Annotated in this window: 15 protein-coding genes; 2 read left to right on the forward strand and 13 right to left on the reverse strand. The window is 41.1% G+C overall.

Annotated elements, in window-relative coordinates; all coding sequences use genetic code 11:
* Nucleotides 1–269: 269 nt before the first annotated feature.
* From LMF89_RS01625 to LMF89_RS01635, 3 genes are all read right to left on the reverse strand, one after another.
* Nucleotides 270–1,106 (reverse strand): family 1 encapsulin nanocompartment shell protein, encoded by an 837-nt coding sequence (locus LMF89_RS01625; RefSeq protein WP_007959130.1) that lies wholly within the window; start codon nucleotides 1,104–1,106, stop codon nucleotides 270–272.
* Between the two features lie 23 nt (nucleotides 1,107–1,129).
* Entirely contained in the window at nucleotides 1,130–1,486 is a 357-nt protein-coding gene (locus tag LMF89_RS01630; protein WP_229533592.1) for a demethoxyubiquinone hydroxylase family protein, read from the reverse strand.
* A 136-nt stretch (nucleotides 1,487–1,622) separates the two neighbouring features.
* On the reverse strand, nucleotides 1,623–1,787 hold the full coding sequence (locus LMF89_RS01635) for a hypothetical protein (RefSeq protein ID WP_007930140.1): 165 nt from the start codon (nucleotides 1,785–1,787) through the stop codon (nucleotides 1,623–1,625).
* A gap of 158 nt (nucleotides 1,788–1,945) precedes the next feature.
* On the opposite strand from LMF89_RS01635, the gene LMF89_RS01640 reads away from it, so the two are divergent.
* A complete protein-coding gene (locus LMF89_RS01640; RefSeq protein ID WP_229533593.1) occupies nucleotides 1,946–2,503 on the forward strand; it encodes a hypothetical protein in 558 nt (185 codons plus the stop codon).
* A gap of 142 nt (nucleotides 2,504–2,645) precedes the next feature.
* Here LMF89_RS01640 and LMF89_RS01645 read toward each other — a convergent pair whose 3' ends face one another.
* The 5 genes from LMF89_RS01645 to LMF89_RS01665 form a co-directional block, all read right to left on the reverse strand.
* A complete protein-coding gene (locus tag LMF89_RS01645) occupies nucleotides 2,646–3,125 on the reverse strand; it encodes a hypothetical protein (protein WP_229533594.1) in 480 nt (159 codons plus the stop codon).
* Between the two features lie 61 nt (nucleotides 3,126–3,186).
* Nucleotides 3,187–3,870, reverse strand: a complete 684-nt coding sequence (locus tag LMF89_RS01650) for a response regulator (RefSeq protein WP_229533595.1) — start codon at nucleotides 3,868–3,870, stop codon at nucleotides 3,187–3,189.
* Nucleotides 3,871–3,958: 88 nt separating this feature from the next.
* Complete coding sequence (locus tag LMF89_RS01655; RefSeq protein WP_229533596.1) at nucleotides 3,959–5,434, reverse strand: phosphoglucose isomerase-related protein; 1,476 nt, start codon at nucleotides 5,432–5,434, stop codon at nucleotides 3,959–3,961.
* Between the two features lie 111 nt (nucleotides 5,435–5,545).
* A complete protein-coding gene (galU, locus tag LMF89_RS01660; RefSeq protein WP_304622591.1) occupies nucleotides 5,546–6,466 on the reverse strand; it encodes a UTP--glucose-1-phosphate uridylyltransferase GalU in 921 nt (306 codons plus the stop codon).
* Nucleotides 6,467–6,729: 263 nt separating this feature from the next.
* Nucleotides 6,730–8,112, reverse strand: a complete 1,383-nt coding sequence (locus LMF89_RS01665) for a phosphohexomutase domain-containing protein (protein ID WP_229533597.1) — start codon at nucleotides 8,110–8,112, stop codon at nucleotides 6,730–6,732.
* Between the two features lie 222 nt (nucleotides 8,113–8,334).
* On the opposite strand from LMF89_RS01665, the gene LMF89_RS01670 reads away from it, so the two are divergent.
* Nucleotides 8,335–8,757: a prominin family protein gene (locus tag LMF89_RS01670; protein WP_229533598.1), complete on the forward strand. Its 423-nt coding sequence runs from the start codon at nucleotides 8,335–8,337 to the stop codon at nucleotides 8,755–8,757.
* An 83-nt stretch (nucleotides 8,758–8,840) separates the two neighbouring features.
* On the opposite strand, the gene LMF89_RS01675 is transcribed toward LMF89_RS01670, so the two are convergent.
* The 5 genes from LMF89_RS01675 to LMF89_RS01695 all read right to left on the reverse strand — a co-directional run bounded on the left by LMF89_RS01675 (nucleotide 8,841) and on the right by LMF89_RS01695 (nucleotide 12,993).
* Nucleotides 8,841–9,020 carry a hypothetical protein gene (locus LMF89_RS01675; RefSeq protein ID WP_229533599.1) on the reverse strand — a complete coding sequence of 60 codons (180 nt, stop codon included), beginning with the start codon at nucleotides 9,018–9,020 and terminating at the stop codon, nucleotides 8,841–8,843.
* Between the two features lie 79 nt (nucleotides 9,021–9,099).
* Nucleotides 9,100–10,359 carry a glycosyltransferase gene (locus LMF89_RS01680; protein WP_229533600.1) on the reverse strand — a complete coding sequence of 420 codons (1,260 nt, stop codon included), beginning with the start codon at nucleotides 10,357–10,359 and terminating at the stop codon, nucleotides 9,100–9,102.
* 68 nt (nucleotides 10,360–10,427) lie between these two features.
* Complete coding sequence (locus LMF89_RS01685) at nucleotides 10,428–10,985, reverse strand: sugar transferase (RefSeq protein ID WP_229533601.1); 558 nt, start codon at nucleotides 10,983–10,985, stop codon at nucleotides 10,428–10,430.
* Between the two features lie 26 nt (nucleotides 10,986–11,011).
* Nucleotides 11,012–11,983: an NAD-dependent epimerase/dehydratase family protein gene (locus LMF89_RS01690; protein ID WP_229533602.1), complete on the reverse strand. Its 972-nt coding sequence runs from the start codon at nucleotides 11,981–11,983 to the stop codon at nucleotides 11,012–11,014.
* The gene (locus LMF89_RS01695) at nucleotides 11,980–12,993 is read right to left on the reverse strand and encodes an acyltransferase family protein (protein WP_229533603.1); all 1,014 of its coding nucleotides are present in this window, start codon (nucleotides 12,991–12,993) and stop codon (nucleotides 11,980–11,982) included. Before LMF89_RS01695 ends, LMF89_RS01690 begins: the two co-directional genes overlap by 4 nt.
* Between the last annotated feature and the right edge of the window lie 14 nt (nucleotides 12,994–13,007).

Consider the following 13,007-nt stretch of genomic DNA (forward strand, 5'->3'; position numbering starts at 1 on the left):
CGGCACAGGTAGGACCTGCAAGAGACGAAGAAAGAAACGAGGCACAGAGAACAGATAGATAAGTAAAAACATATAAAGCGAATCGAACCACAAAGACGCAAAGGGGATTATTTATATTTTTTGTGCACTCCTTTGTGTACCGCGATAGCGGTATTGTGCCTTTGTGGTTCATTTTTTTATACTTTCTTAATAAAAAAGGGACACAGTGGGTACAGGAATGTATCCCCTCTGTGTCCTCTGTGCCTCTGTGGTTAAAAAACGTTATTTCCCTACTCAATCGTACAAATTGCATCAGGACGGCGTACTAATAGAGCTGCTGTTTCTAAGACTCTAAAAGTATGATTCATATTGGCTGCTCCCATATAGGAAGTAGTCATATCCTGACCAACTGCCAAGTTCACATTGTGACCGCCAGTAGCTAATACTACAGCTTTGTTGCCGCTAATCGTGTTGGAGTAATATACTCCGCCGGTAATTAAGGCTTTCACCTGATCCAATTCCAACATTCCAGTATTGCCATATACCCGTACCATACGGCCAAAGAGAAGGGGACTCACGACCATAGCATAAGGACCATAATGTCCAGCCTCACTCAAAGCACTAACGGCTTTTACCGCATCAGCCAAAGCGCTGCCTGGTTCATCCCAGTTGCTGATTTTTACAGTCTTGCGTCCCTGTACATTCAGCAATCCGACCTGACCGAGTTCTTTATTGCCATTGAAAATCAAATTATCTTCCTGAACCGCTACATAATTCGCAGCTACTGCAGCAGTGCTAACATCAAGAGGCAGTCCCATATGACGATCCGCTTCCACATCCCGCCACATAATTCTAAAATCTTTGTAGAGCATCGGTACACTCGTTGTCGCACGAGAACTAGGCGCTACGATAAAATCTTCCTGCTCTCCCACCATATCAATGCCAGTAGATGAAGTTCCGCTAAAAATCGAATATGGAATCGTATATACTCCAGGACCCATAGGTCCTAACACTTCAATCACTCTTCGGCCTACCAACATACGACGAGCCGTATTAACAACTGCCTCATCAATCTTTGACCATTCCGTCTCCGTCAATGGTGCTGAATCCCGATCTAAAATATCCATACTATCTCTCCTCCCTTTTCAACCTATTTTTTACTGAATAGATTACCGATGGTTGCAACTTTCTCATCCGCATCGTTTGAAACTCCACTTACTACTCGACCTTCTTGCGCCATGGTGTGATCCTCGGCGAATTTCTCCCGCTGAATGACATCAATCCGGGCTAAGAGATGAGTAATCTCTGCGACATGCTCTTTTTCATCATCCCGAATATGCTCTAACAGTTCTCTAACTTCCTCATTATCAATCCTGTCAATATGAGCCTGGTACTGATTAATCGCTTCCAATTCTCCAATTAAATCTTCACGCAACCAAATGATTACCTGCTCTAAGCCAGCATCTTTTACACTTTCATCTTTGGTTTCAGTTTTGCTATAAGCCATAATTCATCAACTCCTTATCCAAAATTAACAATAGACCCTTCGCCACAATTCCCAAAAGCTGCATTGCAAACCAAGGGTCTGTTTGATTATCCTTTCGACGTGCCCCATGATTTTCCTTGTATTCTTTTTACTTTTATTAATATTCTTCATAGCTACTTTCAATTACGCGACATTTTACTTCATCACACACCATATCGCAAAAAGGGCAGCGTACAATGTTCTCATCATGAGAGCCAAACACCCCACCGCATCGGGTGCATTTATAACTGCTTTCTCCATGATCGACCCGCTCATTTAGCAATCGGATTCCCCCCTTATTCACTTCATATTATTAAAGTATGTGAAATAATAGGGCTGTCTATACAAAAAACGTTGCAGTAAAACACTTGTTATTTTACCTAAATTTTGTTATTATAAAAATAAAAAATCGAACACACGTTCGATAATAAGGAGTTCTCTATGTTAAAAAAATTACCTATTTTTAATCATATTGCTGCCATTCTTCCCCACTATACTTCGGAAGGTGACACTACTACTATTATTACAACAGACGGCAAACATACTTCCACTGCTACTTCCATTCGTACCGTCTTACGACGTTTAGCCCATAGCCGCGCTATGGATCTTACAGCCTTAAGACAGCACACGATCCTTGCCACCGGTCAAAGAATTTTGCAGCCACTGCCTATTGCTCCCGGACTTGTCTTGTGCCCTATGAAAACAAGGATTCCCAAAATAGCAGGCGATACGAGTACCGGATATATTAATTATCATGCCATAATGGGTGTGGCTGAAAATAATCTTAATTCGTATCAAGCGGTCATAACACTAACTGGGAATACAGACATTCCTGTATATTGGACCTCAACTACGGTAAAAAAACATTTGCAATCTGCCAAACTAGCAATGTCTTGTACCGCCCAGTCTCCGGATTCTCATCCCAATCTCATGCCCATTGCCCAGAAACTTGTGGAGATTATCTATGATATTTTGGTGTTGAAACATGGAAAAGAATGAAAAAGACGTTTAAACACGAAGGAATTTTTAACCGCAGAGAACACAGAGGGCACTGAGGGGAGTATGTAATATACTAATTAAAATTTTTTCTCTGTGTTCTCTGCGCCTCTGCGGTTAAACCATCGTCTCCGATAAATCTCATTCACCTCGCTGCTCTTTTGAGCATGACGTCTTGATAATCTTGACGCAATAGGCCACATACGGCAACCATAAAATCATCAATGCTCATGCGATGTGCCAGATCCATGACGTGAACTACACTGCCGCGGCACAGGGCAATGGCATCACTTACCGGTCTTATCTCTTCCGAGAACATTACCACTTTCATAATCGGGATATCTCCAACCAATCGTTCTAAAATCATTGCAGTAAAATCATCCGAACTCACATCCACCACGACAATGTCACAATCTACCTCTGCCCGTTCGATCTCATGAGCCAAATAACGCAGCAGATCTTCTACTCTGTAATCTAAATTTCTTACCACAATTAAGAAACTACAGCTTGGTACTGACACGAGGCGAGGCTCCAACCACCATTTCCACAGATCGCGAATACAATACCACATTCCATACATAGCCAAGGACAACAAAATTACACTCGCTGTATAGGAAAAAAACAAAAGATCCTACCCCCTTTATCATGGGATAGGATATGATATGCAAAATGCTATGAAAGGTGATTTACTCTAAGATTACAAGTTTATGCTTTATGGCATACAGCACAGCCTGGGTACGATCATTTACGCTGATCTTGCGGAATATATTGGTAAGATGATTCTTGACCGTCTTCTCACTTAAGAATAAGCTCTTAGCAAGTTCCTGATTACTCAGTCCCCGGCATACGCCTTGCAATACCTCGTATTCCCTATAGGTTAAGCCTTCTTCTCTACGGCTGATCGTCCTGACTACTTCACAGACCTTCTCTTTTTCCTTATCCTGCTGAGTACGACTAAACTCATTAAAAATTCGTTTTGCCAAGGTTGGATAAATATACGATTCGCCAGCATATACCGTACGAATTGCTGCAACTAACATACCCGGTTCAATATCCTTTAACAGATACCCGACAGCACCGGATTTTATCACTTCCATTACATAACTTTCATCATCATGCATAGTTAAAACAATGATTTTAATCGCTTTTTCTTGCTCATTAATTTTTTTTATAACTTCCAAACCATTCATACGGGGCATATTTATATCCAGCAAAAGGATATCCGGAGTTAAAGCAATGGCTTTTTCTACCGTTTCGGCCCCATCACAGGCTTCACCAATTACTTGAAAATCATCTTCTAAATTCAGCACGTTTATTATCCCTTGCCGTAATAGGGCGTGATCATCTGCAATCACTATCTTAATCGCCACAGCTACCGCCTACCTTTCATTAATAAAATTCTCCAAAAATAGTAAAAATCCTGTTACAAGTAACAGGATTTTTTTGGAAATATCTTCTTTATTTTTTTAAAGCCTTTAACCTAGGCCCCATTAGGCGTTTATATGCTTCCACTCCCGGTTGATCAAAAGCATCAACATTCGCCAATTCACCTTCATAAGCGACGGACAATGCCAACATATATAACAATTCTCCTAAATGATAGGCATTCAAGGAAGGCAGTATCAACGTAGCATTAAAGCGTTCATCATTAATCAAAGCCTCTGCGTTGGCCTCTCGTGCTACATCCAAAGCCTGACTCAAATAGATAGAAGATATTTCAGAAAGCTTGGAGACAGTAGGGAACACATCGGGAATCATAGCATCCTGCTCCCACTTAGCCACCTTAACAAACTGAACCACCTTATCTTTCTTACCATCTTGATGCTGCTGTGTCTGGGCATGCATATCCGTTGTTCCAACGGCTACAATTGGAGTACGACCATAAAATACTTCTGCTCCTTCACGGCTGGTACGTTTGCCTAAGGATTCAGCTAACAGCTGTACATACCATTCTGCTACTGATTTTAAATAATCTGCATAAGGCATGAACACTTCAATGTCCCGCCCGTATTTTTCTGCAGCAATAAACTTTAAAGCTGCATTTAATTTCGCTGGATTTTTGTATATATCTGAAGTCTGACATGCCTGATCCATGGCTTGTGCACCGGCCAAGAACGCATCAATATCCATGCCGATACAAGCAGCCGTCACTAATCCTACTTCCGAGAAAATACTAAATCTGCCGCCCACTCCATCTGGAACGCTAAAGGTCGGCCAACCTTGCTCCTCGGCTAATTTTCCCAATAAAGTAGCCTTCTCACCTTTTGCAGGATCAGTTACCGCTACTACTTCAATATTCAGTAATGGCTCTTGTTGTTTTAAAGCATCATACATCACCATGAAAGTCGACATCGTATCTAGGGTGCCGCCGGATTTTGAAATCACCACTAAGACCACTTTATAGGTATTAGGCTGACCATGAACAGCTTTCAGACGGGCTTCTGCGATCAGATGTTCTACCATATCTGCAGTTCGTCTCGCATCAATGTTATTACCATTAAAGTATAGCTTCGGATAACCATTGCGTTCTTTTACACTTTTTGCATTCCAAAACTCACCGCAATGAACATCAAATAAGACCTTATTCCCTAAGTAAGAGCCGCCAATGCCAAACGTCACTACAGCATCCACTGTGTTTTTAAGAGAACTGCCAAATTCCTTTAACTTGGCAATGGATGCTGGAGAGTTTAGGTTACCTTCAGCCACGTAAGGCAGTTGGGTAAATAACACTCTTTCCGGCGTACCATCTTTGGACAAATGCCCCCGAACTTCTCCTGTCGCCCGCATGGTTTCAACAGCCTTTTGTGCAGCAGCCAACTTTTCTGCTAAATCCTCTACATCACTGGCAGTTACTTTACCAGCTCCATACAAATTACCATAGTCAAAGGAAAAACCCGAGGCTAATGTTAAACAATTTTCTTCTTTACTACTCATTAGACAAAACCTCCCTATATTTTTGCACACTTCCCTCCGATTCACTACTAACTGCCGCTCTAATTCCCCTCTTGAGAGGGGTGGCACGTAGTGTCGGGGTGTGTTTAGCCACTATTTACTACAACCTGCATTCCCATCTTTCCCTGCCACCAGCGGACCGACAGTTTTGATCAAATATCGTAAAAAGTCATCCCGCAAATCAGGACGCTTCAGAGCAAATTCAATTGTCGCTTCCAAATATCCCTGCTTATCGCCCACATCATATCGACGACCTTCAAAATTATAGGCATATACCGAATGCTGCTCAATTGCTAATGTACGGATCGCATCGGTTAACTGTATCTCCCCGCCTTTACCAGGAGGAGTCTTCTCCAAGATTGCAAAAATCTCAGGCTGGAGAATATAGCGTCCCATCACCGCCAAGCGAGAAGGTGCCTCTGACATATCTGGCTTTTCTACAAGATCCACAGCCTGCCACACATTCTGTTTAATCTCCACAGGTTTTACAATTCCATAATTACAAACCTTATCCAGAGGAACCTCTTGTGTCCCTAGAATAGTACCATAACAATCATCATAGACACTCATCATTTGTTTTAAACAAGGAACACTGGCATCAATAATATCATCACCTAACAGCACAGCAAAAGGCTCATTCCCGACAAACTGCTTAGCACATAACACGGCGTGACCCAATCCCTTTGCTTCCTTTTGCCTTACATAATGAATCGTAACATTGGCAATTTCCTCTACCAAGTTTAATAAGTCGTACTTGCCTTGCTCTTTAAGCAGCATCTCCAGCTCTACTGACCGATCGAAATGATCCTCAATGGAACGCTTATTTCGCCCCGTAATAATAAGGATTTCTTCAATGCCTGACTGAACCGCTTCTTCAATAATATATTGAATCGCCGGCTTATCAACGATAGGCAGCATCTCTTTAGGCTGCGCCTTCGTCGCCGGCAGAAACCTTGTCCCCATCCCTGCCGCCGGAATCACCGCCTTGCGAACTTTTCCCAATCCTTTTCTCATCTTAGCACCATCCTTAGCTGTGATAATTATTTTAAACTCTATCAGGAAAATACTGATACATCCTTTAAAACATATAAAACGAATGACCGCAAAGGCGCAAAGGACACAAAAGGAGTTATTAATAGCATATTTTTGTGCTCTTTTGTCATTGCGAACAGAGTGAAGCAATGACACTACGCTATGGTATTTCCCCATTCCCCTCTAGAGAGGGGTGGCACGCAGTGACGGGGTGTGTCCGTCCCTGTCACTCCCCCATTCCCTCGTTACCCCAACTTCTCAATGGCAGCTAATAATTCAGCCGTTTTCTTTTCCATCAAAGAAGCATCGCCTCGGCTCTCCACATTCAGACGAATCAACGGTTCTGTATTAGACATCCGCAGATTAAACCGCCAGTCATTATACTCTACACTTAATCCATCTGTATAATCAACAGCAGCTCCTGGGGCTACAAACTGCTTTTCTATTTCCGCTACCACCTTCTGGGCATCCTTGACTCGTCGATTGATCTCCCCGCTCACAGGGAATTTTTCCATACGAGCTCCCACCAATCGGGACAAAGATCTACCTGATACGCTTATATTCTCCGCTACTAAGAGCCATGGTATCATACCGCTGTCGCAATATGCAAAATCTCTAAAATAATGATGAGCTGACATCTCCCCACCATATATCGCATCTTCCTGACGCATGCGTTCTTTAATAAAGGCATGACCCGTTTTACACAATACAGGAACACCGCCAGCTTCCTTTACCAATTCAATCGTATTCCAGGTTAAACGGGGATCATGGATAATTTTCGCCCCGGCATAACGCCTTAAAAAGGCTTCTGCTAAACATCCAACAATGTAATATCCTTCAATAAATTGCCCCTGTTCGTCAAATAAGAAGCAGCGGTCAAAATCACCATCCCAGGCAATCCCAAAATCAGCACCGCTTTCTCGCACAGCCTTGGCTGTTGCTTCCCGATTCTCAACTAACAAGGGATTGGGAATTCCATGTGGGAACGTCCCATCTGGCTCATGGTATACTTTGATAAACTCAAAAGGCAATACCTTTTCTAATGCATCAAGAGCAGGTCCTGCGCAGCCATTGCCTGCATTCACGACAATTTTCAACGGTTTTAATACCGCTGCATCCACATAGGTAAGCAAATGCAGTACATACTCTTTCATAATATCATACTGCTCCACTGTGCCCTTGGCAATACCAGCACTCTTTTCCCGTGAAAAATCTCCAGTTACTACACGGTCCTCTAACTCTCGCAGCCCTGTATCACCACTAATCGGTCTGGATTCTTTACGTACCAGCTTGAGTCCATTATAATCCATAGGATTATGACTGGCTGTCACCATGATTCCCCCATCGACCCCTAAATGAGACGTGGCGAAATACACCATTTCCGTACCGCATAAACCAATATCAATCACATGACAGCCCCGATCTGTAAAACCCTCTATCAAAGCCTTGGTCAAACTCTCGCTGGACAAGCGCACATCTCGCCCCACTACCACTGTCTTTGCATCAAATAGATCCACAAAAGCCCATCCAATCCGATATGTTACTTCCTCATTGAGCTCATCAGGTACCCTGCCACGAATATCATAAGCTTTAAAGGCATCTCTTTTTATAACAATATCCTGTGTCATTGTAAAGCCCTCCTCTTCCTTCTTCAATCTTCATTTTATTCCCAAAGAAAGTAATATATGTTATATCACTTCGCCAAATCATGATTCTTATCCTGCTACTATACACATGTCCATTGCAACTTTTCACACTTTTATGCTACACTGTGATTAACGATGAAACTCCCCCTATCCCCCCTCTACTGGAATTTGTGCTAAACTAATAAAAAAAAGGAGAAGACACAAATGCCCACTGAACAATTATTACAAGAAATCCTCACCGAAGTTAAATCCGTAAAAAGTGATGTCTCCACTCTAAGAGACGATGTCTCCACTCTAAGAGACGATGTCTCTACTCTAAAAGAAGACTTTTCTACTCTAAAAGACGATGTCTTTACTCTAAAAGGCAATGTTTCTACTTTAACCGATGATGTCTCAATTCTGAAACTTGATGTTTCTAACATCAAATCTACTATGGTAACAAAAGATGAATTTACGCAAGCTATTCGTGAGCAGCAACAAGATGTCATGAAGATATTGGAGCTAACTGATAAAAAAATGGACCGTGTAGAATCCGAGATAAAAAGTATTCGTCGCGATATTCGGACTATAGAAGCTGTAACGGTAAAGAATTGGAATGAAATTTTAGATTTAAAAGAAGCAAAATAATTACTATTGAAGAATGGTCTATGTTGATATTCATGTCAACATAGACCATTCTTCATTAATACCATTCCCCTCCAACCTTCCCTTCACACACTATCAAACCGTACAATATCATCTTCCTCCAGATACTTGCCATTCTGCACCTCCTCAGCCACCGCATAGTCAATCGATATATTTGGCATAGCTTCAAACTGAGCTAAGGTATCCGCATAGCTAGTAGCTGATAATTGATAAATTTCAGGCTGGTGAATACGTAGTTCCCTCATTATTTGCCCCATAGTAACGTATATCCTATATCATACGATAAAGCCATCTGTCTGTCGTTTTTCAATCCCATAGCTTAGTTTATGCTCTGGTGACAATAGCTTGCTCAACGCTGATGGCTGTATCACTTGGTTCACAAAAATTCCTCCCTCCATGATTTCCTGGATGGACATCAGCCAGCACTTGTCTATAGATATCCTCTACCAACTGATTTGAGTGATCCCAGCTATGCTTATCCATCACATAGCTACGCGCCTGGATTCCTATTTTCTTAGCTTGAGCAGCATCATCCACAAGCATCAGCACTTGTTGTATGAAACGCTCTGGGGTATCTGCAACTAGTATGTTTTGACCCTGACGAGCCTTAATACTCCCTAATCCCAAAGATGTTGTAATAACAGGCAGTCCGCAAGCCATTGCTTCTAATATCTTATTTTGCATACCGGAAGCTGACTGCATCGGCGCAATCGCAATATGAGCTTCATTTAACGTTTGGGGCATGGAATCGACAAAACCAGTTACCACGATTCCTCTTCGCTTTGCCAGTTCCTGAATTTTGGCTGATGGACTACTGCCGGCAATCGCAAAAGTCACATAGTTTATTTTCCTTTGTATTTCTGGAAAACAATGATCCACGAACCATGTAACGGCATTAATATTAGGGGCATAACTCATATTGCCGGAAAAAATAAGCGTGTACTTCTTTTCCGTATCTGTAATGGGACAATACGCGTCCGTATTTACGCCCAGTGGTATAACGCTCAGATTCTTAGCGGTTAAAAACTCCTTATCCTTTTGCGCTACCACTATCATATGGTTGAATTTATTTCCTATCCAGTGTTCATACTGTTTGATTCTCCGCCATTCTTCCCAATAAAATAAACGTTTAAGGGGTGATGCCAATGCCATACGCTGTACAATATTGAGGTGCATGGAATCAATTAAATCCAGCACTTTGGGCAAGCGGCTTTGTTCAATATATTCGGCTGTCCTGATCAAATAGGCATGAATTAAGTCAAAATCGTTTTCCGCAAGCAATTTCTTAACTTGTTCCTTAAAATCAGCGGATAGATAATACAATACCTGCAAGGGTATGTTAGAGAACGCTGCTTTCGTCAGTACATTTACAATAGACTGGTACTTACTTAATTTAACAACATGTACGGCTGCGCAGTAGGATTTTATATACTCTAAAGCTGTCAGTTCCTGCTCCTTTTGATAAAGGCAGACTAGAGTTATTTCATGAAATTTACTCAAGTATCTAAGCCGGTTATAGATAACAACCTGATCGCCTTTGATCGCAGGATAGGGAAATCGGGAGGTTAAAAAGAGAATTTTCATAACAAGTCCCTTTCACAAATGAGATAATTTAAAAAGCAATGCTAAGTTTAGCGTAATTACATTACTAATTATTTCGACGGATCGCATACTACACTCATCGCGGTACGCACAATAATGTACAAGTCAAAACGAGTTGATAAATTTTTAAAATAATATAGATCCAGTTTTACTTTCTCCTCCAGGCCAATATTGTCACGGCCATTTATTTGTGCCCAGCCAGTAAGACCAGGCCGCATGGAAGAAATATTATGCTGCTTCCTCATTTCACGCAATGTATACTGATTGTATAAGGCTGGACGCGGACCAACAATCGACATATCGCCAGACAAGATATTCCATAACTGGGGCAGTTCATCCATACTGTACTTGCGCAAATACTGCCCCACGCCTGTAACATACATTGCGCTATTCGTCAATTTGTCTGTAGCCACATTGGGGGTTCCCACTACCATGGTACGAAACTTATACATGTCAAATTCTTGATCATCAGCACCAACACGCCTTTGTACAAAGAATATGGGACCGCCTGAATCCAAATAAACCAAAATCATAACCAAAATCAGCACAGGACTCAAAATTAACAAAGCCGCTCCTGCCACTAAAATATCAATACCACGCTTTAACATGCAAAAACACCTCCTGCTTTCACTGGTCAAATTTTATGATTATAACCGCTTTGCTTCTTTGATTGCTTATACCATCTGATGGTATTAAATAAACCCTGCTGCAAGGTAAACGGAGGCTTTTCCGTTATTTTTTGGGACAATTCATCTATTACAAAATTAGCATGACTGTTTGCTTTTCTTAAACTCATTAGATTTATTCGCTTAAAAAATCCCATTTTTTGAATCATCTCAATGAATTGAATCATAGCACTCCATAAGCCATCAGAAATTGGCAGTATCAAGGTTTGTCGTTGCAGCAGTTGTTTAATCAAATAACACAACTGCTTCATATTCGTTTGTTCCAGATCCCGCAGGGTCAAAGTAGCATTGTCATACAAGTCACTATTCATGATCCGGCCAATATATTCTGTTAGATTTCGTATATAAACCATGTTTTTCACAGCCGTTCCACCGCCAATCAGAGGTAAAACCCCGCGGTTTATTTGTGCAATAAGTTTATAGACATTCCCTTTTCTATCCCCTTCGCCAAATACGACAACTGGCCTAATAATGGTATAGGGAATTCCATGTGAGCAGCAAAAATTGATTACCATTTCTTCTGCCTCTTTTTTACTGGCTGCATACATATCCCGGCTATGGGACACAGCCACTGAACTGATATGTATGAACCTCTTACTATGTGTTTGCCATGCAAGCTGTAATGTCATACGGGTAGCTTCGATATTATTTCTTTGAAACAATTCCTTTGTCAATTCATTCTGGCTGACATGAGCCTGTCCAGCTGCATGAATTACAACATCCATTGTATGTGTACATAGTTTTTTTAAGATGTCTTTATCAGGATCAGCCAAATCCAACTGGCAATAGGATACCTCTTGTCTTTTTACTGCATTGGCAAAATTTCTGCCAATCGCCCAAATATGGTTATGCTGCTTCGCTACCTGTTCAACAAGATTACTGCCAATCCAGCCGCTTGCTCCAGTTATCAGTATATTCATTTTGCTGTATACCTCATCTTATAGCAATATACCAGTTTTACCCGGGAATTATCTAACAGCCACATAATAGCTGGCGAAAGTACAAGGGGCAAAATAGCATAGAGAACATAAATAAAACCGCTAACCTCTACACGTTTATTGATTCCTAATAACCAATCGACATGTAGTAACATGGTTTCATGAAAAAACAAGATCCACAAAGAATTTCTGCCTGCCATCGCCAAAAACTGAGTCAAATAAGAGGAATATCTTTCAACCAATTTCGCAATAAAGAGAATGAGATAACTTCCCGACAGCGCTCCAGCAAGAAATAACACTTTATTTCCATATGCATGCATATTCATATCTGCACGACTATTGAAGAAAAATGCTATACCTACTAAAATGCTTGCTGCACAAGCCAGTGTAAGACTTTCGTAATTTATCTTTTTATATAAATACCCCACTCCAGCTAACAAGGTCGATACAAGTGCAACATCTGCATGATGTGTCCGGTGAAAATATTTGTAAAAAGTAATCGGCATCAGCTCCGGCAAATACATTCCTAAAATCCCAATGAAGAGTAAGGCAGGTAACAGTAAGTTGTCTTTCCTTTTAGTGATTAAAACTAGGATGGCCAAAAATATCTGGGACCAAAATAAGCAGGGTATAAACCAGCCTCCCATAAAAGTACCATTAATAAATATTTCTTTTATCATCCAAGGAACATTTACTTTTTGTGGATCTTCTAATAACAGTATGCAAAGAAAAACCATACTCCATATGATCCAAGGAAGAATCAAACTGCGTATTCGTTTTATAATAAAGGGCTTTAAAGCTTCACCACCGCTAACTGCAAAAGTAAATCCGGAGACGAAAAAGAAAAACGGCATATGGAAAATAAATATAAATTTTTGGAGGCTAAAGAAAAGAGGCCCCACAAGTAAATAATGTTCTAAGTGACCAATGACCATCAAAGCTATTGCAATTCCCTTACCAATATCAAGAGCTACATTACGTTGCTTGGACATAAGCATCCCCTTAT

The sequence above is a fragment of the Pelosinus baikalensis genome (assembly GCF_020819555.1).
Lineage (GTDB): Bacteria > Bacillota > Negativicutes > DSM-13327 > DSM-13327 > Pelosinus > Pelosinus baikalensis.